24 protein-coding genes and 1 pseudogene are annotated in these 24,729 nt (G+C 74.7%); 11 read left to right on the top strand and 14 right to left on the bottom strand.

Annotated features, from left to right (window positions below; all coding sequences use genetic code 11):
* Nucleotides 1–31 precede the first annotated feature (31 nt).
* Complete coding sequence (locus ACFFHU_RS05180) at nt 32–196, top strand: hypothetical protein (RefSeq protein ID WP_377336249.1); 165 nt, start codon at nt 32–34, stop codon at nt 194–196.
* Nucleotides 197–1,177, top strand: coding sequence for an LLM class flavin-dependent oxidoreductase (locus ACFFHU_RS05175; protein ID WP_377336247.1), 981 nt, complete (start codon nt 197–199; stop codon nt 1,175–1,177).
* A gap of 193 nt (nt 1,178–1,370) precedes the next feature.
* Here ACFFHU_RS05175 and ACFFHU_RS05170 read toward each other — a convergent pair whose 3' ends face one another.
* From ACFFHU_RS05170 to ACFFHU_RS05160, 3 genes are all read right to left on the bottom strand, one after another.
* Nucleotides 1,371–2,198 carry an AfsR/SARP family transcriptional regulator gene (locus tag ACFFHU_RS05170; RefSeq protein WP_377336245.1) on the bottom strand — a complete coding sequence of 276 codons (828 nt, stop codon included), beginning with the start codon at nt 2,196–2,198 and terminating at the stop codon, nt 1,371–1,373.
* A 1,372-nt stretch (nt 2,199–3,570) separates the two neighbouring features.
* Nucleotides 3,571–4,539, bottom strand: coding sequence for an adenosine deaminase (add, locus tag ACFFHU_RS05165; RefSeq protein WP_377336243.1), 969 nt, complete (start codon nt 4,537–4,539; stop codon nt 3,571–3,573).
* A 28-nt stretch (nt 4,540–4,567) separates the two neighbouring features.
* Complete coding sequence (locus tag ACFFHU_RS05160) at nt 4,568–5,215, bottom strand: Clp protease N-terminal domain-containing protein (RefSeq protein ID WP_377336241.1); 648 nt, start codon at nt 5,213–5,215, stop codon at nt 4,568–4,570.
* A 291-nt stretch (nt 5,216–5,506) separates the two neighbouring features.
* Between ACFFHU_RS05160 and ACFFHU_RS05155 the strand changes: the two genes are divergently transcribed.
* Nucleotides 5,507–6,820 (top strand): vanadium-dependent haloperoxidase, encoded by a 1,314-nt coding sequence (locus ACFFHU_RS05155; RefSeq protein ID WP_377336239.1) that lies wholly within the window; start codon nt 5,507–5,509, stop codon nt 6,818–6,820.
* A 111-nt stretch (nt 6,821–6,931) separates the two neighbouring features.
* Here the strand turns inward: ACFFHU_RS05155 and ACFFHU_RS05150 are convergent, their stop codons facing one another.
* From ACFFHU_RS05150 to ACFFHU_RS05140, 3 genes are read right to left on the bottom strand one after another with little or no spacing between them, the layout of a single operon-like run.
* Nucleotides 6,932–8,272, bottom strand: coding sequence for an MGH1-like glycoside hydrolase domain-containing protein (locus ACFFHU_RS05150; RefSeq protein WP_446686802.1), 1,341 nt, complete (start codon nt 8,270–8,272; stop codon nt 6,932–6,934).
* A 32-nt stretch (nt 8,273–8,304) separates the two neighbouring features.
* Complete coding sequence (locus ACFFHU_RS05145; protein WP_377336235.1) at nt 8,305–9,147, bottom strand: sugar phosphate isomerase/epimerase family protein; 843 nt, start codon at nt 9,145–9,147, stop codon at nt 8,305–8,307.
* Entirely contained in the window at nt 9,144–10,184 is a 1,041-nt protein-coding gene (locus tag ACFFHU_RS05140) for a zinc-dependent alcohol dehydrogenase (RefSeq protein WP_377336233.1), read from the bottom strand. The genes ACFFHU_RS05145 and ACFFHU_RS05140 overlap by 4 nt, the downstream gene beginning before the upstream one ends.
* Nucleotides 10,185–10,295: 111 nt before the next feature.
* On the opposite strand from ACFFHU_RS05140, the gene ACFFHU_RS05135 reads away from it, so the two are divergent.
* The 4 genes from ACFFHU_RS05135 to ACFFHU_RS05120 all read left to right on the top strand — a co-directional run bounded on the left by ACFFHU_RS05135 (nt 10,296) and on the right by ACFFHU_RS05120 (nt 13,933).
* Entirely contained in the window at nt 10,296–11,690 is a 1,395-nt protein-coding gene (locus tag ACFFHU_RS05135) for an ABC transporter substrate-binding protein (protein ID WP_377336230.1), read from the top strand.
* Nucleotides 11,687–12,649, top strand: coding sequence for a carbohydrate ABC transporter permease (locus ACFFHU_RS05130; RefSeq protein ID WP_377336228.1), 963 nt, complete (start codon nt 11,687–11,689; stop codon nt 12,647–12,649). Before ACFFHU_RS05135 ends, ACFFHU_RS05130 begins: the two co-directional genes overlap by 4 nt.
* A gap of 44 nt (nt 12,650–12,693) precedes the next feature.
* Entirely contained in the window at nt 12,694–13,560 is an 867-nt protein-coding gene (locus ACFFHU_RS05125) for a carbohydrate ABC transporter permease (RefSeq protein ID WP_377336226.1), read from the top strand.
* Between the two features lie 139 nt (nt 13,561–13,699).
* On the top strand, nt 13,700–13,933 hold the full coding sequence (locus ACFFHU_RS05120; protein WP_377336224.1) for a zinc-ribbon domain-containing protein: 234 nt from the start codon (nt 13,700–13,702) through the stop codon (nt 13,931–13,933).
* 91 nt (nt 13,934–14,024) lie between these two features.
* Here the strand turns inward: ACFFHU_RS05120 and ACFFHU_RS05115 are convergent, their stop codons facing one another.
* The 6 genes from ACFFHU_RS05115 to macS form a co-directional block, all read right to left on the bottom strand.
* Nucleotides 14,025–14,210 carry a hypothetical protein gene (locus ACFFHU_RS05115; protein ID WP_377336222.1) on the bottom strand — a complete coding sequence of 62 codons (186 nt, stop codon included), beginning with the start codon at nt 14,208–14,210 and terminating at the stop codon, nt 14,025–14,027.
* 5 nt (nt 14,211–14,215) lie between these two features.
* Complete coding sequence (locus tag ACFFHU_RS05110) at nt 14,216–15,700, bottom strand: 1-acyl-sn-glycerol-3-phosphate acyltransferase (protein ID WP_377336220.1); 1,485 nt, start codon at nt 15,698–15,700, stop codon at nt 14,216–14,218.
* A gap of 152 nt (nt 15,701–15,852) precedes the next feature.
* Nucleotides 15,853–16,656 carry a phosphatidate cytidylyltransferase gene (locus ACFFHU_RS05105; protein ID WP_377336218.1) on the bottom strand — a complete coding sequence of 268 codons (804 nt, stop codon included), beginning with the start codon at nt 16,654–16,656 and terminating at the stop codon, nt 15,853–15,855.
* The gene (locus ACFFHU_RS05100) at nt 16,653–17,282 is read right to left on the bottom strand and encodes a hypothetical protein (protein WP_377336216.1); all 630 of its coding nucleotides are present in this window, start codon (nt 17,280–17,282) and stop codon (nt 16,653–16,655) included. The genes ACFFHU_RS05105 and ACFFHU_RS05100 overlap by 4 nt, the downstream gene beginning before the upstream one ends.
* 109 nt (nt 17,283–17,391) lie before the next feature.
* On the bottom strand, nt 17,392–18,045 hold the full coding sequence (locus tag ACFFHU_RS05095; RefSeq protein WP_377337243.1) for a response regulator: 654 nt from the start codon (nt 18,043–18,045) through the stop codon (nt 17,392–17,394).
* A 20-nt stretch (nt 18,046–18,065) separates the two neighbouring features.
* On the bottom strand, nt 18,066–19,232 hold the full coding sequence (macS, locus tag ACFFHU_RS05090; protein WP_377336214.1) for a MacS family sensor histidine kinase: 1,167 nt from the start codon (nt 19,230–19,232) through the stop codon (nt 18,066–18,068).
* An 88-nt stretch (nt 19,233–19,320) separates the two neighbouring features.
* Here macS and ACFFHU_RS05085 point away from each other — a divergent pair, with 88 nt between their 5' ends.
* Together ACFFHU_RS05085 and ACFFHU_RS05080 are read left to right on the top strand one after the other, a co-directional pair.
* On the top strand, nt 19,321–20,277 hold the full coding sequence (locus ACFFHU_RS05085; RefSeq protein WP_377336212.1) for a DNA polymerase domain-containing protein: 957 nt from the start codon (nt 19,321–19,323) through the stop codon (nt 20,275–20,277).
* 187 nt (nt 20,278–20,464) lie between these two features.
* Entirely contained in the window at nt 20,465–21,508 is a 1,044-nt protein-coding gene (locus ACFFHU_RS05080; protein WP_377336210.1) for an NAD(P)-dependent oxidoreductase, read from the top strand.
* Nucleotides 21,509–21,525: 17 nt separating this feature from the next.
* Here the strand turns inward: ACFFHU_RS05080 and ACFFHU_RS05075 are convergent.
* A pseudogene (locus ACFFHU_RS05075) lies at nt 21,526–22,398 on the bottom strand (AraC family transcriptional regulator); the annotation flags it as partial.
* A 251-nt stretch (nt 22,399–22,649) separates the two neighbouring features.
* Here ACFFHU_RS05075 and ACFFHU_RS05070 point away from each other — a divergent pair.
* Both ACFFHU_RS05070 and ACFFHU_RS05065 read left to right on the top strand, forming a co-directional pair.
* Nucleotides 22,650–23,039 (top strand): nuclear transport factor 2 family protein, encoded by a 390-nt coding sequence (locus ACFFHU_RS05070; RefSeq protein ID WP_377336208.1) that lies wholly within the window; start codon nt 22,650–22,652, stop codon nt 23,037–23,039.
* A gap of 65 nt (nt 23,040–23,104) precedes the next feature.
* Nucleotides 23,105–23,968, top strand: a complete 864-nt coding sequence (locus ACFFHU_RS05065) for a GNAT family N-acetyltransferase (RefSeq protein ID WP_377336205.1) — start codon at nt 23,105–23,107, stop codon at nt 23,966–23,968.
* Nucleotides 23,969–24,140: 172 nt separating this feature from the next.
* On the opposite strand, the gene ACFFHU_RS05060 is transcribed toward ACFFHU_RS05065, so the two are convergent.
* Nucleotides 24,141–24,653 (bottom strand): NUDIX domain-containing protein, encoded by a 513-nt coding sequence (locus ACFFHU_RS05060; RefSeq protein ID WP_377336203.1) that lies wholly within the window; start codon nt 24,651–24,653, stop codon nt 24,141–24,143.
* Nucleotides 24,654–24,729 lie beyond the last annotated feature (76 nt).

Raw genomic sequence — 24,729 nt, 5'->3', positions numbered from 1 at the left:
AGAAGAAGCGAACGACGAAGAGGAGAAACCGATGAACAAGACCATGGGGCCCGCGGTCCCGCTGCTGATCTGCGCCGTGATCGCCGTCGCCTGCCTGACTCAGGACAACTACGGCGGCGCCATCTTCGCGGGCGTCGTGGGGGTGGTGCTGTCCCTGGTGATGTACGTGCGGGCGGCGCGCGGTCGGGCGCGCTGAGTGCGGTACTCGATCCTCCTCTCGTTCGGGCCCACCCGGCCCGAGCAGGTGGTCCCGTTCGCCAACCTGGTGAAGTGGACCGCCGCCGAGCGGCTGTGGCAGGGCCAGGGCATGGTGCTCGAGTCGCACCACCTGATGACCTGGCTGGCCGGGCTGGGCATCCGGGTGCCCGCCGGGTTCGGCGTCTCGCTGATGCCGTTCCGGTCGCCGTACCAGGCCGCCGTCGAGGCCCGGTCCGTCGCCCTGGCCACCGGGCATCCGGTGGTGGCGGGCTTCGGGCCGGGCTCGGCGTCCATCCAGACCGGGTTGCTGGGCCGGCCGTACCCGAGCCAGCTGACGGCCTGCCGGGAGTACGTGCAGGCCGTCCGCGGGCTGCTGACCGGCAGGCCCGTCGAGCTGTCCGGGGCGTACCACAATCTTGCGGCCAACCTGCTTCCCACGCCGGCGCCGCCGGTGTCGGTCGGCCTGGGTGTGCTGCGGCCGAAGATGGCGGCCCTCGCCGGCGCGGTCGCGGACGTGGCCATCACCTGGATGGGCTCGGCGGAGTACGTCGGCGGGACGCTGATCCCGGCAATCCGCGGCGCCGAGCGGGACCTGCCGGAGCCGGCGAAGGTCACCGCGATCGTGCCGGTGGCCCTGTCCGGACCGGACCGCGACGTGACCGCGCTGGCCACCGCGGCCTGCGGCTCGCACGCCCAGCTGCCGCACTACCGGGACACCCTGCGCCGGGCCGGGATCGAGGTTTCCGGCGAGAGGACCGGGGCGGACGCGATGCGGCTGGTGGACGGCGGCGTGTTCCTGTACGGCACGGTCGACGAGATCCACAAGCGGCTGGACGAGTACCGGGACGCCGGGGTGGACGAGGTGGTCCTCAACGCCACTGGCGTCGGCCTGGCGCACGGCCCGCGGGCGGCGGCCCGGGACCTGCTGGAGATCCTCACCGCGATCCCCGGCGAGGCGCGCACGAAGGGAGAGCCATGATCGAGGTGCGCCACCTGACCAAGCGGTACGGCTCGACGCTGGCCGTCGACGACCTGAGCTCTTACCCCGTCCCTACCCCCGCCCCCGCCCCGCCCCGCGATCTTGCACTTTTGGCCCCGGTAAAGCGGGGCAATAACCGCTAATCCGCGGCCCAAAGTGCAAGATCGTCGAGGAGGCGGGGAGGGGCGGTGGGTTAGAGGAGGGCGGGGGAGCCGTTTCGGCCGCCGCCCGTGGCGTCGCCGGTGGCGGCGGCCAGCAACAGTTCGAGGGCCTGGCCCCGGTTCCAGCTGAGCGCCGCCCCGCGCATGGCCTCCAGGTTGGGCGGGAGGTCGAGCCCCAGGTCGTCGGCGAAGAGATCCTGGCACCGGCGGATCACCGCGAGCGCCCCCGCCGCGTCCCCGTTGATCGTGTGCACGGTGGCCAGCAACTCCCACAGCCGTTGCCGGTAGGGCGCCTCGGCCAAGACGGCCTCGATCCGGTACGAGAGCATCTCGGTGCGGTTGGCCAGCACGCAGGCCGTGAACAGATCCTGGTACGCGTTGATCCGGGCATCGTTCAGCCCGGCCACGTGCGCGCCGAACCACCGCGTCGCCGGCAGGTCCTGCCCGAACGGGCCGCGCCACATGGCCACCGCCCGCTCGAGATCGGCCATGGCGGGCTCCGGTTGGCCGCCGACCAGCAGTTCCCGACCGCGGCGGGCGGTGAGGGTGAAGGTCGACAGGTCGCACTCCTGTGCGGCGACCCGGAGGCTGTAGCTGGTCTGGGAACCGCGATAGGTCTCCAGTCGGCCACTCAGCCCGCGGGAGGCCCGGTCGAGGTCGCGGCGCAGACCGGTGAGATGGCTTCGGATATTGGCGGCGGCCGAGCACGGTGGGTCGTCCCAGAGCAGTTGGGCGAGCTCGCCGATCCCGATGGACTGCCCGGTCCGGAGCAGGAAGGCGGTGAGCAGGGCTCTTCGGACCGGGGAGGTCGTCAGGACCCGCTCCGCGACCTGCAATGGGCCGAGGATTTGAAAGATCATGTAGGGTCTGCCGTTTCTTGCCAGGTCGATCCCGGCACAGGTTGGTCGTCGTGACGTGTGCCGGACGCCGTCCGGTATGCGCGCGCCACGACGTTGAGCGAACCTGGGCTAATGAACCGTCCCGCCAATAATCACGTGGCCGGCGGGTGTGCCCCGGGTGGCGACAAAGTGCACTCGGCTACGGCATGTGCGGGCTCGACCACCCAGTGATCGGGAGGCCATTCATTCGTTGTCGGCGCAACAATCCTGCTCCGCATGGTGCCCTTTCCGTTGTCAGAAAGTGCGCAATCTCGTCCCGCCCCCGCAAGGAACGACCCTGACTTTTCCAGGATAAGAACGCGGTGTCAATCGATGGGACAAGCACGTCGGTAATGGGCCTCGCTCGCCAAATGGTGCAATCGCCGCATCGCCCGTGTTTTGCCCGCTCGGCCGGATCGTTTCGCCGCGGTGGACGCGGCGGCATCGAGGTGCGGTCTCATGGCCGGGACCTGCTCGCCGGCTGCATTCCCGCGCCCCGTCGGCGCGGTTGCGCCCGGCGGCCGGCACCGAGCCGACGGGGGCGTCGCTCGGGTGCTTCGGATCGGGCTGGGCGGGTGGTCGCCCACGACATTCCGGCACGCATTGTTCTCGTTTTTGCGCCTCCCGGGGGCGCCGGCAACCGGCATCGGACAACGCTATTCGTCCGGTCCGACGTGCGCCGTCCGTGGGCCGTCGCTGCTTAATTTAAAATTAATGCTTTCCGATCGCCTTAAGAAATCGTCAGAGCGATTCTCCCGACAAATTGTGCGGACGGGTCCGGGATTCCCGAAACTGGTGCCTGTCAACCCATGTCAACCTCCGTGGAAAGTGCTGTTCGGCGTGTGGCGGCCGGGTTGCCGCAGGGTCGGAATTGCGCGCCGTCGGCCGCTCCGCCGGGCCTCATCGATCGGCCCGGCGGAGCGCTCCCATGATCGGGAAGTCGCTGGTCACCGGCGGATGACCCGGTGTGCCCGGGCCCAGCCGCGCCCGGCTCCGCACGCACCGGCCGACCCTGGCCAATGAACCCCCGCGGACCGGGCCGGCGGGTCTCGCACATCTCGACGTCGGTCGCGGTTCACCGGCGGATCGGTTGCTTTCCAATCGACCGAATGAACGATCCCCCCGGCATGCGGCGATCTGGAGCGCCGACGGATCTTCGGCTCTTCCGGAGGCCGGTGGAAAAAGTCGCCACTATTCACCGCCTTGTCGGCGATTTCTGTCCACCCGGCCCGCGAGTCCGTCGGGGGTGCCGGCACGGCGGGCCCGTGGGTCGGCGGGCCGTGGGCCGGCGGGCCGTGGGCCGGCGGGGCCGCGAGCCGGCGGGCGGCCCGGCCGATCGACCAGGGCTCGGAGGTCAGGACGCGGCGCCGAGCCAGCGGACCACCTCGGCCCGCAGTGCCGCCCGGCGTTCGGGGGGCGCGCTGGACGCCTCGATCGAGTGTCCGGCCAGGGTCGCCAGCTCCGCGTCGGTGAGCGCCAGGCGCCGGCGGACCAGCGCGTACTGGTCGGCCAGCCCGGCGCCGAACAGGAGCGGGTCGTCGGTGCCGAGCGCCACCGGTACCCCGGCGGCGAGCAGCGCCCGCAGCGGCAGGCCGGCCACGGTGCCGACCCCGAGGGGTGGGTAGGACGTCGGGCAGACCTCCAGCGCCACCCGCCGCCGGGCGAGCAGGTCGAGCGTGGCCGGATCCCGGGCGGCCGTGAGGCCGTGCCCGATCCGGACCGCGCCCAGCAGCCGCACGCAGTCCCGGACATGCCACGCGGCCGCGTAAAAGCCGGCGTGCGGCACGCAGCGCAGCCCCGCCTCGGCGGCCAGCCGGGCGGCCGGGACGAAGTCGGTCACCCGGCCGCGACGCTCGTCGTTGCTCAACCCGAATCCGACCACACCCGAGTCGGCGTAGCGGGCGGCCAGCCGAGCCACCCGGAGCGCCTGTTCGGGCGGACCGGCCCAGCTCGCCGACAGGACCAGCCCGGCCCGGCCGGCGGCCCCGGCCAGCGCAGCCTCCACCACGGCCTCGGCGCTGCCCAGCCGGTCGGCGTACGAGGCCGGATCCACCTGCAGTTCCACCCAGCCCGCGCCGTCGGCGAGGTCGTCGGCCACCGCCTCGGCCACCACCCGGGCGATGTCCGCGGCCGTACGCAGCACGGCCCGCGCCGCGTCGTACCTGGTCTGGAACGCCGACCAGTCGTGGACGACGTCCGGCGGGAGCGGGCGGGGGACCGGAAGCCCGGCCCGGGCGGCCAGCTCGGCGAGCGTGGCCGGTCGCATGGCGCCGGTCAGGTGCAGGTGCAGGTTCGCCTTCGGCAGCGCGCGCAGGTCCCGCATGCGCCCGAGGCTATCGCCGGTCCGGTTGTCAGTGCGTCCAGCTCACCAGGAGGCCCGCGAACAGCGCGGCCGCCGGGGTGAGCATCGCGATCGCCGCCACCGGCCGGCCCCGGGTCACCCGCCGCCAGACGGTCCACCCGGTCGTCCAGCGCAGCCGCAAGGCCGTCCAGCGCAGCCGCCAGCGGGTCCACCGCCAGCGCCAGCGGGACGCCACGCTCGGCCGCTTCGGCAGCCGTTCGATCTCGGGGACCCGGGCCAGCACCAGGCGGGCGGTCCGGCTGGTGATCCCGGCTTCGGCGAAGGCCACCACCACGGTCGTCGGCCCGCCGTCCAGCAGCGCGAGCAGCAGGTGTCGGGTCGCCAGCCGGTCGCCCCCGCCCAGCAGGGCGATCCGGTTGGCCCGATCCCAGAGGACCCGGCCGGTCGGGTCGAACCGTACGGCCGGCGCGGCCGAGCGCTCCGGGCCGTCCGGTGGCCGGAGGCGCCGGATCAACCGGCCCTGGTCGACGCGGAGCCGCCGCCAGACGTCGGCGGCGGTGCCGTCGCGCTGAGCGAGGAGCGCGAGCGCGATGTCCTGTGCCCCGACCTCGGTCCGCCCGTGCTGGCGCGCGGTGACGCCCGCGGCCAGGACCACGGTCCGGGCCTCCACAGTGACGAACGTGAACCAGCTGGGCATGACGCGGCAGCCTACCCCGGACCGTCCGGTGGTCGTCCGGCGAGATCCACCGGGCGGCCGGCGCGGAGGCGGGCGGGGCACGCGGGCCCTCGACGTCCGGCGCCGGCGTCGAGGCGGCGGGGCATGCGTGCCGGAAGCGTCCACGCTGGTCGCTGCCCGGATTGACGCCATCCGCACAACCGCGGGCGCGCGAGGCACGTCCGGCCCGGCGTCGCCCGCCTATAGTCACTGGGGTCTATTTGCTGCCGGTCCCGCTCCGGCCGGAACGGCTCGAGACCTCGGGGGAGAATCGTGACCAGCCCGCATGGAACGCTGCGCCGTGCCCTCACCACGGCCGCGGCACTGTTGATGGTGGGGGTGCCCGCCGGCGCCGCGCCGGCCTACGGGGCCGACCCCGCCGGCGCCGATCCCGCCGGCCTGACGTCCGCCGGCACCGGAACCGCGGACGCGGTGGTGGCCTGGGACCTCAACGCGGAGACCGCCATCTGGGACGTGGCCCGGGAGCAACCCCAGGCCCAGTCGCGGGTGGCGGCCATGGTGCACGGCGCCATCTACGACGCGGTCAACGCCATCGCCGGTACGCCGTACCAGCCCTACCTGGTGGCGCCGCCGGCGGACGGCGCGGAGTCGGTGGACGCGGCGGTCGCCACGGCCGGTTACCGGGTGCTCGACTCGGTCTACCCGGCGCAGCACTCCGCGCTCCAGGCGCAGTACGACAACTCGCTCGCGGCCGTCCCCGACGGCGCCGCGAAGCAACGCGGGATCGCCGTGGGCGAGGCCACCGCGGCCGCCATGATCGCGGCTCGCCGCAACGACGGGGCGTACGGGCCGCAGACCTTCCCGGTCGGCACCGCGCCCGGCCAATGGCGGCCCACCCCGCCCGGGTACGGGAACGACGGCGCGTGGGTCGGGCAGGTCCGCCCGTTCCTGTTGCCCAGCGCCACCATGTTCCGCACGGCGGGGCCGCCCGCGCTGACCAGCGCCGAGTACGCCCGCGACTACAACGAGGTCAAGGCCATCGGTTCGGTGTCGAGCACGGTGCGCACCGCGGATCAGACGCAGGCCGCGATCTGGTGGCACGACCGGCGGCTGGTGGTCTGGGAGATCCGCCGCCAGCTCGTGACCACCCAGCACCTGGACGCGCTGGCGGCCGCGCGGATGTTCGCGATGGCCATCCTCACCGAGGCGGACGCGGTGATCGCCTGCTACAACGAGAAGGCGGCGTGGAACCGCTGGCGGCCGGTCACGGCCATCCGGTTGGGCGACACGGACGGCAACCCGGCCACCGCGCCCGACCCGGGCTGGACGCCGCTGCTGGTCACCCCGCCGCACCCGGACTACACCTCGGGGCACACCTGCGACACCGGGGCCACCATGTCGGCGCTCGCCTACTTCTTTGGCCGGGACGACATCCCGTTCAGCGCGTACAGCTCCGACGCCGGGGCCCGGCGCTCCTTCCCGAGCTTCTCGGCCGCGCTCAACGAGGTGATCAGCGCCCGCATCTGGGGCGGCATCCACACCCGCTCGGCCGACGTGCAGGGCGCCGGCATCGGCCTGCGCGCCACCGCCTACATGGCCGCGCACTACTTCCAGCCCCGCCCCTGACCCACGCCGCCACCCCCTGACGATCTTGCACTTTGGGCCCGCCTTTTGCCACACATGACCGAGATGTGGGGGCCGAAAGTGCAAGATCGTCAGGAGGGGTGGGTGGGGGAGTCAGGGGGTCTGCAGGAGGTCCAGGGTGAGGGCGGCGGTCCAGGAGAAGGCCGGTGAGCCCAGCCCTGCCCCGGTCTCCGGGTGGAAGTACTCGTGGCAGCCGGAGCGGCCGACCAGGTCCAGCATGGAGTCGCGCAGGCCGGCCGCCAGCGCCGGCCGGTCGTGCTCGCGGAGCCCCCGCCAGACCAGCCAGCCGGTGTTGATCCAGCTCGGCCCGCGCCAGTAGCGCAGCGGCTCGAAATCCGGCGCCGTGCGGTCGTGGCTGGGCAGCGGCCGGGACATCCGCTCGGCCAGCCCGAACCGCGGCGAGCACGCCTCGGCCAGCACCGCCCGGACCTGTTCGGCGGGCAGCTCCGGCAGGATCAGCGGACCCAGGCCCAGCACGGTCCGCGGCGCCACCAGCGTCCCGGTGCGCAGGTCCCGCGGCCGGAACGTGCCGCTGGCCGGTTCGTACAGCCGGTCCACGATGGCCGCCGTGAGCGCCCGGGCCCGCGCCCGGTGCGGGCCGGGATCCGCGCCGACGACCGGGGCGATCGCCGCGAGGGCGTGCTCGGCCGCGGCCGTGAGCGCGTTGAACAGCGGGCACTCCACCAGGAACGGGTGCCGGCCGGCCAGGTCGTCGTCCGCGTAGCCGCGCTCCCGGTACGACGACACCAGCGCCAGGTAGCGGGCGTAGTCGAGGTCCGTCGGCCGGTGCGAGTCCGCGACGAACCGGGTGTCGTGCCGGCGGTACGTCCGCATCACGGCGGCGTCCGCGGGCACCCGGTCCAGCGGCGCGTCCCAGGCCGGGCTGTTGTCCAGGCCGGACTCCCACGGATGCACCAGGCACACCAGGCCGCCCCCGCCCACGTCGCGGCGCCGGGCCAGGTAGCGCTGCTGGGCCACCAGCCGCGGATACAGCCGGGCCAGCTCGGCGGCCGCCTCGGAGGTGCCGGTGAGCCGCCAGAGCCGCTCCGCCGCCAGCGCGTGCACGGGCGGCTGGATGATGCCGGAGGTGGCCAGCTCCGATGCGCCGGGCGCGTCCGTCGAGGCCCACATCTCGGGGCCGGGGAAGTAGTCGCCCGGCCGCAACCGCGGGTTGAACACGATGTGCGGCACCCGCCCGTCGGACCACTGCGCCGCGAAGAGCGAGCGCAGCTCCCGCCAGGCCCGGTCGGGGCGTACCCGGGCCAGCCCGATGGCGATGAACGCCGAGTCCCAGCTCCACTGGTGCGGGTAGAGGGTGCGGGACGGGACCGTGTGGTCGACCTCCCAGTTGGCCTCGAGGGTGTCGACGGCCTGCCGCCACAGCGCACCGTCGACCGTCGCGGCGCGATCGTCGTACCCGGACCGGGTCTGCACGCGACTGGCCCCGGAGCGCGCGCTCCCCGCGCTCACGCGGCGGCCTCCCGTCCGACGGGCTCTCCGGTCGTCGCCGGCAGGGCTCGGCGCAGCACCCGCGCGGCCTGCCGCAGCGCGGCGCGCTGGTCGCCGCGCAGCCGGCACTCGAGCGCCACGTACCCGTCGTACCCCACGTCGCCCAGCGTCCCGAGCAGCGCGGGCCAGTCCAGGTGGCCGGCGCCCGGCTGATACCGGTTGGAGTCGCTGGCCTGCACGTGGCCGAGCCACGGCCCCGCCGCCCGCAGCGCCCGGCACGGCTCGTCCTCCTCGATGTTCATGTGGTAGAAGTCGGCCAGCACCCGCACCGACGGGAGCCCGACCGCCACGCACAGGTCGACCGCCTGGTCCAACCGGTTGACCATGTGGTCCTCGTACCGGTTGAGCGGTTCGAGGAACACCGACACCCCCTCCCGGGCCGCGTGCTCGCCGAGCCGGCCCAGCGCGTCCACCAGCGCCGCCCGGTCGCCCGCGGGGGAGCGCGGCGGCTCGAACGGCGGCAGCCGGCGGGAGAACATCCCCCAGGCGGCCGGCGTGGCCACGCCGGCCCCGCCGAGCTCGGCCACGACGCTGAGCTGGGAGCGGAGGTTGCGGACGGCGTCGGCGGCGCGGTCCGGATCGAAGTCGCCGATGAAGTGGTCCATCTCCACGCACACGGTGGGCATCACCACCCCGTCGGCGCGGGCCCGGCGCAGCTCCGGCAGCCGCGCCGCGAGCGCCAGGTCGCCGCGACCGCGCAGCTCGATGGCGTCGAAGCCGGCGTCGAGCGCGGCCGCGAACCGCTGTTGCAGCGTCTCCCCGGGCAGCAGTTGTTCCTGGCAGGCGAGCATGATCGTCATGGGAACCTCAACACGACCTGTAGGGCGTCCGGCTCGCCCCGGTCCAGCAGGGCCAGGGCGTCGGGCACGGCGGATGCGTCGATGACGTGCGTGACCAGGGGCAGCGGGTCGACCACCCGCTCCGCCACCAGGTCCATGAAGGTGCGGGAGACGCGCGCGGAGGTCCACCGGCCGCCCGCGCCGGGCAGTGGCGCCGGTCCGGATACCTGCGCCGGCACCAGCTGGATGCGGTTGTGGTGGAACTCCTCACCGAGCGCGAGGCCGCGCCCGTCGCCCTGATAGAAGCCGGCCGCCACGACGCGACCGGCCGGGGCGGTGGCCCGGATGGCCTCGTGCAGCGCCGGGTACGCCCCGGACAGCTCGAGGCAGACGTCCGCGCCCAGCCCGTCGGAGAGGTCGCGCAGCACCTCGGCGGCCGACGCGGCCCCGCCGTCCACGGTGGCCCGGGCGCCGAACCGGCCGGCCACGGCCAGCCGGCCGGGCAGCCGGTCCACCGCCACCACCCGGGCCCCGGACAGCGCGGCCAACCGGGTGGCGAGCAGCCCGATGACGCCCTGCCCGAACACGCCCACCCACTCGCCCAGGTGCAGGTCCGCGGCGAGCACGGTGGTGAGCGCGATGGCGCCGGGCCGGGCGAAGACGCCGGCGAGCGGGTCCAGCCCGGCGGCCAGCGGGGTCACCGCGTCGGCCGGCAGCACCGCCTCGGCCCGGTGCCCCCAGATCCCCCAGACCAGGTCGCCGAGCTGCCGGCGGACGACGTCCGCGGCCACCTCCACGACCTCGCCGACCTCCTCGTAGCCGAAGCCGGCCACCGGGTACGGTGTCCCGGCCGGCCGGGACACGAACATCCGTCGCCGGTCGTCCCAGACCTTGCCCAACCGCGGATTGCTGCCGCGGTAGAGGGTCAGCTCGGTGCCGGCGGAGATGCCGGAAAAACAGGTCCGGACCCTGATCTGTCCGGAGTGGAGCGGTTCGACGGGGCACGGCTCCAGCCGCACGTCCCGGGGACCGGCAAGCGAGACCACGAAGTTCCCCATGACTCACATCCCGCGATTTGAGTCCTTTTATCGTACGAAAAGTGCCACTCGGGTTGCAGTCACCATCCGGTCAGTTTTCAATCAGGCACACAACGCACGAGAGGGGATCCCATGTCCCGACGACCGGCACGACTGGTCGCGTCCGCACTGGCCCTGGCCGTCACGGCCGGCGGCCTCGCGGCCTGCGGCGACGACAAGGAGAGCGGCGACGCCAAGAGCATCACCGTCTGGAGTCTGGAGGACGTCGCCGACCGGGTGGAGAAGACCAAGGCGATCATCGCCGACTTCACCGCCAAGACCGGGGTGAAGGTCGAGCTGGTGCCGGTCAACGAGGACCAGTTCCCCTCGCTGATCGCCTCCAACGCGGCCGCCGGCAAGCTGCCCGATGTGGTGGGTTCGGTGCCGCTGGCCGGGATCCAGACCCTGTCCGCCAACGAGCTGCTGGACCCGAGCGCCAACGGCGAGATCGTCGACAGCCTCGGCAAGGGCACCTTCTCGGCCCGAGCGCTCGAGCTGACCAGCAGCGACGGCAAGCAGCTCGCGGTGCCGAGCGACGGCTGGGGGCAGCTGCTGCTCTACCGCAAGGACCTGTTCGACAAGGCCGGCCTCACCGCGCCGGACACGTACGACAAGATCACCGCCGCGGCGGCCGCGCTGAACAAGGGCGGCATGGCCGGGATCACCGCCGCCACCGCGCCCGGCGACGTCTTCACCCAGCAGACGTTCGAGCACGTGGCGCTGGCCAACGGCTGCCAGCTGACGGACGACTCCGGCGCGGTCACCCTGACCACGCCGAACTGCGTGGAGGCGTTCCGGTTCTACGGCGACCTCATGAACAAGTATTCGGTCAAGGGCGCTCAGGACGTCGACACCACCCGGGCCACGTACTTCACCGGCAAGGCGGCCATGCTGATCTGGTCGCCGTTCATCCTCGACGAGCTGGCCGGGCTGCGTAAGGACGCCATGCCGACCTGCCCGCAGTGCAAGTCGGACCCGACCTTCCTGGCCAAGAACAGCGGTTTCGTCACGGCCATCAAGGGACCGAACGGCACCGAGCCGGCACAGTACGGCGAGATCAGCTCGTGGGCCGTGCTCGACGGCGCCAGCGAGACGCCCGCCAAGCAGTTCGTCGAGTACATGCTGAACGAGGGCTACCCGCGCTGGTTCGGCATCGCCCCGGAGGGCAAGTTCCCGGTCCGCAAGGGCACCGCGGACGACCCGCAGAAGTTCCTGACGGCCTGGAATTCGAGCAAGGCCGGCGTGGACACCCAGAAGCCGCTGTCCGACATCTACGGCCCGGACGTGCTCAAGACCCTGCAGAGCAGCCCGGACACCTTCCAGCGCTGGGGTCTGCAGCAGGGCCAGGGCAAGCTGGTCGGCGCCATCCTCGGCGAGCTCCCCGTACCCAAGGCGCTGGCCGACGTGGTGGCCGGCAAGACGACCGCGGACGCCGCTGCCGCGCGGGCGCAGAAGGACGTCGAGGCGGCAAAGGCAGGCGTGAAGTGACCACCACGGCGCCGCCAACCGGCGGGCCGGTCCGTACGGACCGGCCCGCCGGCCGTCGCCGCCGGCCCCTCACGCTGCGCAAGCGGGAGTCCCGGGCCGGCCTCGCCCTGGTCACCCCCACCGTGCTCGTGGTGGTCGCGGTGGTGGCCGTGCCGATCCTGTGGACCGTGCTGCTGGCCTTCCAGCGGGTACGCCTGGCCACGCTGCGCAAGAAGGGCCTGTTCGGCGAGCTGACCATGGCCAACTTCGACCGGGTGTTCCACACCCCCGGGCTGTGGGACACGCTGTGGACCACCCTGGTCTACAGCGTGTGCAGCACGGTCGGGTCGATCGTGGTGGGCCTGGTGGCCGCCCTGGTGGTCCGGCAGCCGTTCCGGGGCCGGACGTTCGTCCGGGGCGCCATGCTGCTGCCGTACGTGGCGCCGGTGGTGGCGGCCACCTTCGTCTGGCGGGTGATGCTCGATCCGCAGCTGGGCATCGTGAACAACTGGGGGACCCGGCTGCTCGGCTGGGACAGCCCGGTGCCGTTCCTCTCCGACTCCAGCACCGCCCTGTGGACGGTGATCGCGTTCGAGTCGTGGCGGTACTTCCCGTTCGCGTTCCTGTTCCTGCTGGCCCGCCTGCAGGCCGTGCCCGGCGAGCTGGAGGAGGCGGCCCGGGTGGACGGCGCCACCCCCACGCAGCGGTTCCGGCACATCATCCTGCCGCAGCTGATGCCGGTGATCGCCCTGCTCGGCCTGCTGCGCTTCATCATGACGTTCAACAAATTCGACGACATCTACCTGCTCACCGGCGGCGGCGCCGGCACCGAGGTGGTCAGCATCCGGGTCTACCAGTTCCTCACCGCCCGGCTGGACGTCGGGGCGGCGTCCGCGCAGGCGGTGGTGCTCGCCGTGGTGCTCGTGGTCGCGGTGGTGGCGTACCTGCGCTGGTTCGGCACCCGGAGGGCAGAGGCGTGAGACGGCCGGACGGCGGAAGCACGAGGCGCCCGGAGGGCCGAGGCATGGATCGTGACGAGATCGAGACCGTGGCCCTGCGCTGGCTGCGGTGGCTGCTGATCGCCGCCTTCCTGGTGGTCACCGTCTTTCCGTTCTACTACATGCTGGTGCTCTCGGTGCGCCCGATCGAGCGGGTGCTGCTCGACCCCGGCGGGCTGATCGTTCCGCTCAAGGAGCTCACCTTCTCGACGTACGCCCAGGTGTTGAAGTCGGCCGACCACGGCGGCCGCGGCTTCCTGGAATTCATCCGCAACAGCGGCCTGGTGGCCCTGGCGGCGGCGGCGCTCACGCTGGTGGTCTCCATCCCCGGCGCGTACGCGGTCTCCCGGTTGCGCTTCTTCGGCCGCCGGCAGATCGACTTCCTGTTCCTGGCCGTGTACCTCTTCCCGTCGATCGTGATCGCCATCCCGCTGTTCGTGGTCTTCACCCGGGCCGGGCTGCGCGGCTCGCTGGTCGGGCTGGTGCTGGTCTACATCTCGCAGACCGTGCCGGTCTCGGTCTACATGCTGCGGAACTACTTCGAGACCATCCCGGTCAGCCTGGAGGAGTCGGCCGCCATCGACGGCGCCGGGCGGCTGGGCGTGATCCGCCGGATCAGCCTGCCGCTGGCCGCGCCGTCGGTGATGGCAGTGGCGCTGTACGACTTCATGATCGCCTGGAACGAGTACCTGTTCGCGCTGCTGTTCATGCTGGACCGGCCGGACCGGTGGACCGTCTCGCTGGGCCTGTCCCAGCTCACCAACGGCGTGGAGGTGCCCAAGACCGTGCTGATGGCCGGCTCGGTCATCCTCACCGTCCCCATCGTGCTGCTCTTCTTCGCCAGCGAACGCCTGCTCACCGAGGGCCTAACCGCCGGCGCCGAGAAGGGCTGACCCTCGCCGTTGCCGTCGATCATGGAATTGTGGTGGCCGTTATGGTCGCGTCCAAGCCCTTTGTGTTGCCCACAACTCCATGATCGACGCAGGTGTCGGGTGGTGAGTGGCGGCTGCGGGGGGTGGGTATCAGGGGAGGATGTTTCTTCTGTTTGGGCTGAGCACCAAGGTGAGTCGGTTGGGCGTCGTGCCGGCCACCTGTCCGCACTGTGGCCAGCACGCCGCGCAGGTGATCAACCGCCGGGCGACCCGGTTCACGCTGTTCTTCATCCCGCTGATCCCGATCCGGACCCGCTACGACCGGCAGTGCACGTTCTGCGGGGCCCGGTACGAGATCTCCCGGGCCGAGGCCGAGCGGCTGCCCGTCGGCTGAGTGGTCCGGCTCGGCTGGGCATGATCGTTGCGGGATTTCGGTGCGAACCCCCGGCGTGTCGACGCCGAAACTCCGCAACGATCATGAGGTGTCAGCCGAAGTGGATCTCGCTGTGGCTGAGCGCCCAGAGGAAGAGGACCATGAGGGCCCCGGGTGCCAGCACCCCCAGCACGCCGAGGGTCAGCAGCAGCCCGCGGGCCCGGGGCTGCGCGATGGCGGCCACGAAGAGGCCGGTCACGACCAGCCCGTACACGGTGGCGCAGAACCAGAACAGCATTCGGATCACCTCCAGGAGACGACGACCGCGGCCAGGCCGGCCGCGAAGAGGACCGGAAACACCACGAGGTACTGCGGATACCAGCGGCGCCACCGGCGGGTGAGCGCGCCGAACAGCCCGAGCGCGAGTCCGACCAGCGCGATCCGCAGACCTCGCCCGGCCAGCGAGGCCAGCAGGAACGCTCCGAGGTCGGCGTGCGCCGCGCCCGCGGTGGCCGCGTACACCTTGTATGGGATGCCGGAGGTGGGCTGCCCGCGTACCGCCGCGGCGCCATGTTCGGCCACCTGCCGGACGGCCGTGGCCCACATCAGCGGGGTGGTCAGCGGCGCCGGCGGCCGGATGCCGACGTCGCCCAGCGCATAGCCGGTGGCGCCGCCGGCCAGGCTGGCCAGCACGGCCACCAGGGCCAGCCGGGTCGCCCGGCGCGGCGCGGCCACCGCCAGCACGGCCAGGGCGAACTCCGGCACCAGCGGCCAGGACAGCGCCTCGGCGAACGACCAGGCGGCCACGGCGGCGGCGCCCAGCGGGCCGCCGGCGAAGCGGGCCACCCGGCGGCGCAGCGCCGAATCCGCCATCACCCCGGCCCGGGGCGCCGCGGCGGGCGCCGTCTCGGCCTGAGGCGCTGTCTCGGCCTGAGGCGCTGTCTCGGCCTGAGGCGCTGTCTCGGCCTGAGGCGCCGTCTCGGCCTGAGGCGCCGGACCCGGGACCAGCCGAGCCTGCCGTGCCGGCTCGGGCTGCGTCCCGGGTCGTGCCGCCGGGTCCGGACCCGTTTCGCGGACCCCGCCCCGTGCCGGGGTCCGCGAGGAGGGAACTGTCGTCGCGCGGACCTCGGTCCGCGCCGGCGTAGGCGAGGACGGAATAGCCATGCCCCAACGGCCGGTGGGCCGGTGCCGGGGGACCGCCGCCAGCCGGAGCACGGCCGCGCGCGCGGCCGGCACGTCGGCCGGGTCGGGCAGCGGGGCGCCGATCCGGACCCGCACCGGCGCCCGGCGGAGCCGGCCGTGCGGCGGCAGCAGGTCGCGGGTGCCGGCCAGCGCCACCGGCACCAGGTCGGCGCCGGCGGCGACCGCGAGCCGGGCCGCGCCGCCGTGGAAGGCGCCGACGCTGCCGTCCCGGCTCCGGGTGCCCTCGGGAAAGAGGATGACGTCCCGACCGGCCGCGAGCAGGTCGCGGGCGGCCGCCAGGTCGGCGCTGCCGCCGCCGTGCCGGCGCACCGGGACGGCGCTCACGATCGTCCGGCACACCAGGCTGCGGGCCGGCCGGTCGAACCAGTAGTCGGCCGCCGCCAGCACGGCGGGGCGGCGGCGGGCCGGCAGCGCCGCGAGCAGCGCGGCGGTGTCGGCGTGCGACGCGTGGTTGGCCACGAACACGCACGGCCGGCGGGGCGGCGCGCCGGCCACCCGCAGCCCGCCGGTGCCGGCCAGCACCGTGCGCCAGAACAGCCGGCGGGCCGTGGCCACCGGCGCCCACCACCGGCGAGTGGCGGCCACCGGCGCCCACCACCGGCGGGCGGCGGCGAGCGGCGCGGGCCACCGCCCTGCGGCCGGAACCAACCGGCGGCAGACCGCGGTCGCCGCCCACCACCGGCGGCCCGCAGCCACCGCAGGTCCGCGTCGGCCGCTCCGGACCGGGTTTGGGCCCGTCATGACAGCACCATCGCCACGGCCAGCGCCACAAGCAGCGAGTCGACCCGGTCGAGCAGGCCGCCGAAGCCGGGCAGCCAGGACCCGGCGTCCTTCGCGCCGGCGCCCCGCTTCAGCATCGACTCCAGCAGGTCGCCCAGCGGTGCGCCGACGGCCACGGCCACCACCAGCGCCGGGGTGGCCGCGCCGAGCAGGGCCAGCAGGCCGGTCCCGACGAGCGCCCCGGCCAGCGCGCCGCCGACCCGCTTGGCCGGCGACAGGGGGGACAGCGCCGGCCCACGCAGCAGCCGGCCGCCGCAGAACGCGGCCACGTCGGCCAGCGACACCGCGAAGAACAACGGCAGGGCGGCGGGCCCGAGCAGCACCAAACCGGTCAGCGTGCCGAACCAGACCGTGCCGAGCACCCCGTACGCGAGCCGGTGGGCGCCGTGCCGGGCGTCGCCGGCCAGCACCGGCACCAGCCCGATGCCCAGCAGCGCCAGCGCGAGCAGCCGGGGCAGGGCCGCCCGGTCCAGCCAGGCGACCATCGGCAGCAGCACGGTGGCCGTGGCCAGCGCCACCCGGTCCGGCACGGGCAGCCGGACCAGCCGGCCGTACTCGGCCGCGCACACCACCCCGATGCCCGCGGCCAGCAGCGCGGCGCCCGGCGCGCCCAGCCAGAGCGCCCCGCCCACCACCGGGGCGGTGACCGCCCAGGTGCACCAGCGCCGCATCAGCTCGCGCCGCCGGGACAGCCAGGTGCCGATCCCGCCCGCGCCCAGGGCCGCGGCCACGTACGGCGCGGTGTCCAGCGCGCCGATCACGACGCGCTCCCCGGCGTGGTCCAGAGCCGGACGGACCCCTCGCCGCCCAGGGCGGCGCGCAGCCGGACCAGCCGCAGGCCGGCGGTGACCAGCGAGCCGGCGCCGAGCACCACGAGCAGTGGGGTGGCCCAGCCGGTGGCCGCGACGGCCACCAGCAGGGCGCAGCGTTCCGTCTTGCCGACCGGGCCGCCCTGCAACCGGGGAGCGCCGGCGGCCGCGCCGGCCAGCGAGACCCACGAGGGCGCGCAGGCGGCCAACGCCGCGCCGAGGACCAGCGCCGGCGGCGCCAGCGCGGCCGCGCCGGCCAGCGCGAGCAGGTCGGCCAGCCGGTCGCCCAGCTCGTTGGCCACGGCGCCCCGGCGGGTGGTCCGGCCCGTCCGGCGGGCCACCGCGCCGTCCAGGTTGGCGCAGGCCAGCCGCCCGGCGAGCAGGGCGCCGACGAGCAGCGCGGTCGGGAGCCCGGGCCGCATCAGCGCCAGCGCCGCGCCGGCCGCGCCGGCGGCGCCGACACCGCCGGCCGTGAGCACCGCCGGCGGTACGCGCCGGAGCACGAGCTGCCGCAGCACCGGGTCCAGCCGGGCGGTGTACCAGGGTTTCAACGCGTAGAGGCCGTTCACGCCGTCCACCCTCGCGCTCCCGGGCCGGTCGGCACATCCGCGCGTCACCCCGGTCCGCCCGCGCATCCGCCCCGGTCCGTCCTGGGTGAATCCACCCAGCCGGCCTGGGAGCAGCGGGTCAGGCCGGCGGCGGCAACTCCTCGTCCAGCCCCTCGCGGATGGCGTACCGGACCAGCTCCACCCGGCTGTGCAGCTGGAGCTTTTGCAGCGTGTTCTGTACGTGGTTCTGCACGGTGCGCGGCGACAGGCTGAGCCGCTGCGCGATCTGCCGGTGCGACAGCCCCTTGGCCACCAGCCGGAGCACCTCGGTCTCCCGCTCGGTGAGCCGGGGCCGGTCCTCGGTGTCCGGGACGGTCGGCTGCGCCGCGAGCCGTCGATACTCGCCGAGCACCAGCCCGGCCAGGCCCGGGGTGAACACCGCGTCGCCCTCGGCGGTGCGCCGCACGGCGTCCAGGAACTCCTCCCGGCCCGCCGACTTGACCAGGTATCCGGTGGCGCCGGCCTTGACGGCGTCCAGCACGTCCTGCCGCTCGCCGCTGGCCGACAGCATCAGCACCCGCGCGGCGGGCCGGACCTCCCGCAGGCCGCGCACCACCTCGACCCCGGACAGGTCCGGCAGCTGCAGGTCCAGCACCACCACGTCGGGCGCCGTGCTGGCGGCCAGCCGGACGGCCTGGCGACCCTCGCCGAGCGCGGCCACCACCTCGAAGCCGGCGTCGGAGAGGTCGCGCGCCACGCTGTCTCTCCACATCGGATGGTCGTCGACGACCATGACCCGGATGTTCACCCGGATCAGCGTACCGGCGGCCGGGCCCGCGGCACCCGCAGCTCGATCTCGGTGCCCTGGCCCGGGGTGGAGGTGATCGTCACGATGCCGCCGGCGTCCCGGATCCGGCCCCGGATCGACTGCGCCACCCCGATCCGGCCGTCCGCCGCGGCCCGCGCCAACCGGCCGGACGGGATGCCCGGCCCCTCATCCCGGATGGTCACGGTCACCGCGTCGGGCTCGTCCTCGACCAGCACCCAGGCCCGGGCGTCCGGCCCGCAGTGCCGCCGCACGTTGTCCAGCGCCGCGCCGGTGGCGGCCGCGATCGCCGTGGCCGCGCCGGCCGGCAGCGTCACCGGTTCCGCCGGAGCGGACAGCGAGACGTCGGGTGCGGCGTACCGGCCGAGCTCGGCCCGCAGGTCGGCGCCGCCCGCCGGCGCGGACGGCGCCCGGCCGGCGACGAGCTCGCGCAGCGCCGCCTCCTGGGCGCCGGCCAGCCGGCCGAGCTCGGCCGCCGGGCCGCCGATCTCGGCGCCGCGCCGCTGCACCAGGGCCAGCACCTGCAACACCGAGTCGTGGATGCCGCGGGCCAGCCGCTCCCGCTCCCGGGTGGCCGCGTCCAGCTCAACCGCCTGCCGCAGCCGCTGCCGGGCGTCCACGATCAGCCGGGTGAGCTGACCCATCCCGAGGCCGGCCAGCAGCAGCAGGACCGGCCCGTTCAGGGTGGTCTGGGTGAGCCGGTGATGGGTGGCCACGTCGGCCGCGCCGATCAGCAGCGCCGCGGCCACCGCCGGCCGTCGCCCGCCGGCCACCGCCCACGCCAGCACCGGACCGGCCATCCAGGCCGAGGGCGGCACCGGGGGCCGGCCCGGACCCATGGCCGCGGCGCCCGCCGCCAGCGGGGTGAGCAGCAGGCAGCCGAGGACGACCGCCAGGTCGGTGCCGAGCAACGGCCCGCGGCGCCGGCTGGTCGCGTACCCGGCGATCGCCGCGGCCGTCCAGACCCCCATGAGCGCCAGCTCCGCCCACATCAACCAGGGATGCCGGTACGACCGCAGGTTGACCACGGCGGTGAGCCCCACGTACAGGAGGGCGCCGAGCCGGAACACGGCGATGGCCCGCCACAGCGGCACGTCGTCCGCCTCGGGGCCGGGGCGCGGATCCACCCGGCGCTGCCAGCCCCACCCGACCATGCCGACCTCCCCGACCCGCAGCGACTATAGGGGAGCGTCCGCCGCGTCGGGTTGACCGGCGGGGGCGATCCGGCCAGGGTGGGTGACCATGAGCGGGGACGACACGCGCGACGGGGTCTCGCTGACCAACCTGGACCAGCCGCTGTTCGACGGCGCCGGGGCGACCAAGCGGGACCTGGTCGACTACCTGGACCGGATGAGCGGGCTGATCCTGCCGCAGCTGCGCGACCGGCCGCTGTCGGTGCTCCGGGTGCTGCGCGGGCAGGACCCGTTCATGCAGAAGAACCTGCCGAAATACACGCCGGACTGGGTGCGCCGGGTCCCGGTCTGGGCCGAGGCGTCGCGCCGGGAGATCTCGTACGCGCTCTGCGACGACCGCCGCACGCTGCTCTGGTTTGCCAACCAGCGGGCCGTGGAATACCACCCGACGCTGAGCCGGGCCGGCTCGCCGGACCATCCGACCCACCTCGTGCTCGACCTCGACCCGCCCGAGGGCGCCGATTTCTCCGCCGTGGTGGCGGCGGCCGGGCTGGTCCGGCGGGCCCTGGCCGACGCCGGGCTGACCGGCGCGGTCAAGACCAGCGGGGCGAAGGGCGTGCACATCGTGGTGCCGGCCGCCGAGGGGACCACCGCGGAGGAGCTGGCGGCCGCCACCCGGGCCCTGGCGGCCCGCGCCGAACGGCTGGACCCGGAGATCGCCACCACCGCGTACATCGTGGCCGACCGGGGCGGCCGGGTCTTCCTCGACTCCACCCGCGCGTACGGGGCCACGGTGGTGGCCGCGTACAGCCCGCGGATCCGCCCCGGCGCCCCGGTTTCTTTTCCGGTCCCCTGGGACGATCTCGATTCGGTGACGCCCGCCGACTTCACCCTGCGGACCGCGCCGGAGCTGGTGGCCGGCCGGGACCCGTGGGCCGACCTGCTTCCCGGGCCGCAGGCCCTGCCGGCCGACCTCGTCGCGGAGGGCCGGGCCATCCCGGTGGCCCGGGTGCAGGCCATGCACGAGGGGAAGCGCCGGGCCCGGGCGCGGCGCGAGGCCGGTTGACGCGGCGGGCCCGCGGGCGGCTGGCCCCCGCGGGCGGCTGGCCCCGGTCGGCCGGTCGGCCCGCGTCCCGGTACGCACGATCGTTCAAGACCCGACCGGGCCGGCCCGGCTACAACGGTGGTGCGCCGCCCGAGGGCCGCCGAGCGCGCCGGCCGGGACGGTGGCGCTCGGGTCGCGGAGGCGGTCGATGGATCTCGGCTTTCTCGGGCTGGGCGTGATGGGCCAGCCCATGGCGCTCAACCTCGTCCGGGCCGGCGTACGGCTGCATGTGTGGAACCGGTCCGCGCCCGGCCGCGACCGGCTGGTGGCCGCGGGGGCGGTGGCCGAGCCCGACCCGGCGGCGGTGTTCGCGCGGGCCGAGGTGGTGCTGCTGATGCTGGCCGACGAGGCCGCGATCGACGCCGTGCTGGCCCGGGACACGCCCGGGTTCGCGGCCATGGTGGCCGGGCGCACGGTGGTGCACATGGGCACGACCGCTCCGGCGTACTCGGCCGGGCTGGGCGCGGCGGTCCGGGCGGCCGGCGGGAGCTATGTGGAGGCCCCGGTCTCCGGCTCGCGCGGTCCGGCCGAGGCCGGTCGGCTGGTGGCCATGCTCGCCGGGGAGCCCGCGGACGTGGCCCGGGTACGGCCGCTGCTCGCCCCGATGTGCGCAGAGACCGTGGTCTGCGGTGCGGTGCCGGGCGCGCTGCTGACAAAGCTCGCGGTCAACCTCTTCCTGATCACCATGGTGACCGGCCTGGCCGAGGCCGTGCACTTCGCCGAGCGGGCCGGGGTGGAGCTGCGCACCCTCGTCGACGTGCTCGACGCCGGCCCGATGGCCAGCGTGGTGTCTCGGGGCAAGGCGGCGAAGCTGCTGCACGGCGACCTCGCCGTGCAGGCGTCGGCCCGGGACGTGCTGCACAACAACCGGCTCATCGCCGCCGCGGCCCGGGCGGCCGGCGCCGCCTCGCCGCTGCTGGACGCGTGCCACGCGCTGTTCGCCGAGACCGTGGCGCTGGGCCACGGTCAGCTCGACATGGCGGCGGTGATCCGGGCCATCGAGGCCGCGGACCCCGGCCCGTCGGCCGGCGCCGGCCCGACGGCGCCACCGACCGATTCCGGGGCGCCACCGACCGGCAACGCCGCGTCCGGGGCGCCACCGACCGGCAACGCCGCGTCCGGGGCGTCGGACATTGGTGGCGGGGAGCCGGCGCGGACGGCCGCCACCCAGGACGCCGGGGTGAGGCCGTAGGCCCGCTTGAACATCCGGGTGAGGTGGCTCTGGTCGGCGAACCCGGTCGCTGCCGCCACGTCCCGCAGCGGCGTACCGGCCCGCATCATCGTCCGGGCCAGGTCGAGCTGCCGCATGGTGCGGAACCGGGTGGGGCTGGTGCCGTAGGCGGCACGGAACTGGCGGGCCACGGTCCACCGGTCCAAGCCGCTGACCGCCTCCAACGCGGCGACCGGATGCCGGACCGCGGGGTCCGCCATGATCAGCTCGTGGACCCGGGACAGCCCGGCCACGGCCAGCGCACCGGCGCCCGACCGCCGCGCCGGAGCGGCGCCGCGGTGCCGCCCCGACAACGCGGCGTGCCGGGCGAGCAGGTCGGCCACCAGCACCACCAGCTCGGTCCGCTCCACCTCGTCCAGCGGCCGGTCGAGGTCGGCCAGCCAACCGGAGAGCTCCGGCCCGGCCCGCTCCGGTCCGCTGGCTGACCGGCCCGGCCGGCTGCCGGCCGGCCGGCCCTGCCGGATCACCGGGTCGGGCACGAACGGCAGCGGACCGCCGCCGAGCGCCGCGGCGATCAGCGCCGGGTCGAGGTACAGGATGCGGTAGCCGAAGCCCTCGTCCGTGCCGGCCGCGCCGTCGTGGGTCTCGTCCGGATGCAGTACGTGCCACTCGCCCGGCAGGCACGCCCGGCGCTCCCCGCGGTAGCGGAACGTCTGTACGCCGCGCAGGGTCATCCCGATCGCGTAGGTGTCGTGCCGGTGCGGCGAGAACGCCGCGCCGCGCAGCGAGGCGGCCAGCCGCTCGACGCCCGGCGCGCCACCGCCGTACCGCAGCCGGCAGCCGGGCGCGCGCGGACCGGCGGGCAGCTGCCGGCCCGGCAGCTCGCGGTCGGCCGATGGCGGTGTCGACATCACCGGCAGGGTACGGGCGGGGCGGCCGCAGTGGCGAGGTCCACCTCGGCGCGGGTGGCTCGCCCGCACCCTGTCGGTGTGTCGGTGTGTCGGTGTGTCGGTGTGTCGGTGTGTCGGCGGGGCGAGCGGGGGAGCCGGCGGGGCGAGCGGGGTGCCGGCCGGCGGCGGGTGTGCCGGCGGCACGGGCGTGCCGGCGGCGTGGCGGCCCCGGTTGGCGGGACACTGGGGCGATCCGGATGGGAGGAGCGGCCATGACCGACGACCGGTCCGAGCTCATCGACGCCGAGCTGATCGCGGCGGAACGGCGGCTCCAGGCCGCGCAGCGCGCCGGCGACGTGGCCGCGCTGGACCGGCTGCTGCACGATCGGCTTGTCGCCGTCGGCCCGGACGGGAGCCGGGCCACCAAGGCCGACGACCTGCGGGCGCACCGGGACCGGACGTCGGTCATCGAGGACCTGGTCGAGGAGTCCCTCGAGGTGCTGGTCGACGGGTCCACCGGGGTGACCTTCTTCCTCGGCACGGTCCGCGGGACGTACGCCGGAGAGCCGTTCGCGGCGCGACTGCGCTACACCCGGACGTGGGTCCGGGACGACCACCTGGGGTGGCGGATCCTCGCCGCGCACATCGGCCCGGTGGGCTGACGCCGCGGCTCCGCTCGCCCGGAAATCGTTTCCGCTCGCGTGGCCTCACCGTGTTTGATCGGTGGATGCCGATCATGCTGAGTGAGCCGGGAGTCGTCGAGCTGGGCGAGGTCGTCCGCGTGCTGCGGGAATGGCAGTACGACGGGGCGCCGGTGCAGCTGCATCCGGGGGATCTGGGCTGGCAGTGGCGATTCGGCGCCGAGGCGGCGGCCGTGGCGTTGCGGACCTGGAGCCGGGACGGACGGATTCTCGCCCTCGGGACCCTGGACAGCGAGGTGCTACGGCTCGCCGTCGACCCGGAAGCCGAGCACGACGAGGAGCTCGCAGGGCAGCTTGCGGCCGACGTGAACCAGCCGGAGCGCGGCGTCCTGCCAGCGGGAAGTGTCTCCGTCGAGGCCCGGTCCGGCGCGCTGCTCAAGAGGATGTTGTTCGACGTCGGATGGACCGATGGTGAACCGTGGACACCGTTGCGGCGCGCCCTGACCGAGCCGGTGCCGGATTGCGGCCTTCGGATCGAGGTGACCGGCCCGGCGGAGGCGCCGGTGCGGTGCGCCGTCCAGCGGGCGTCCTTCGACAACTCGACGTTCACCGAGGAGCGCTGGCGGACGATGGCCGCCGGTCCGGCGTATGCGGACGCCCGCTGCCTGGTCGCGTACGACGAGCGGGACGCCGCCGTGGCCGCCGCGACGGTGTGGTCCGCCGGTCCGGGACGTCCGGGGTTGCTGGAGCCGCTGGGTGTGCACCGCGACCATCGGGGCCGTGGCCACGGCCGGGCGATCACCCTGGCCGCGGCGGCCGCTGTGCGGGAGATGGGCTCGTCGAGCGCGACCGTCTGCACCCCGAGCGCCAATGTCGGCGGCGTCGCCGCCTACCGGTCGGCCGGGTTCGAGCAGCTTCCCGACGTGCCCGACCTGCACCGGGAAGGCTAGCGCCGGCATCGGCGGCCCTGGCCGACCGGCACGGACGATCCCGACGGAACTGGCCGGGGTGCTGGCCGAGTCGAGCCGGCGGATCGGCCTGGCGCCCGTGCGCGAGTGACGCCGACGAGCGGGCGCGGGGGCGACGCCGTCGGCCTGCCGCCGTGCGCTCGCGGGCCGACGGTCAGGCGCGGTGCCGGGCGAGGAAGTCGGCCAGCACGTCAGAGTGGGTGGAGAAGGCCAACTCGGCCGGCTCGGTGAGGACCAGCCACTCGGTCGACTCCTCCGTGGGCCGGGACGGCGGCAGATCGTCGTACGACACCTCGGGCAGCTCGCCGAAGATCAGCAGGGAGCCGCCGGCGGGCGCGCTGAGCACCGAGTAGAGGCGTACGGCGTCCGCGTCGGCGATCAGGTTCGTCTCCTCGCGCAGCTCCCGGACCAGCGCGTCCTGCCAGTCCTCGCCGTACTCGATGAAGCCGCCGGGCAGCGAGAGGAGGCCGCGCGCCGGTTCGATGTCGCGGCGCTGCACCACCACGCCGAGCCCGTCGTCGGTGCGTACCGGCAGGATGGCGACCGCCACGGGCAGCGGGTTCCGCCAGACCAGCTGGCCGCAGGCCACGCAGGCCCGGGGCCAGCCGGCACCGGCCGGATAGGCGGTGCCGCAGTAGGAGCAGTGCGAGTACGGGGCGCCGGTCACGCCGGACGACGATACCGCCGCGCGCGCCCACCGGCACCCCGCCGCGACGGGCGTTGCCTTCCTGCCGGTGCCCGGG

The organism is Plantactinospora siamensis, from assembly GCF_042434095.1.
In the GTDB taxonomy this organism is placed as follows: Bacteria; Actinomycetota; Actinomycetes; order Mycobacteriales; family Micromonosporaceae; genus KBS50.
This window is presented reverse-complemented; position numbering and strand designations above follow the sequence as displayed.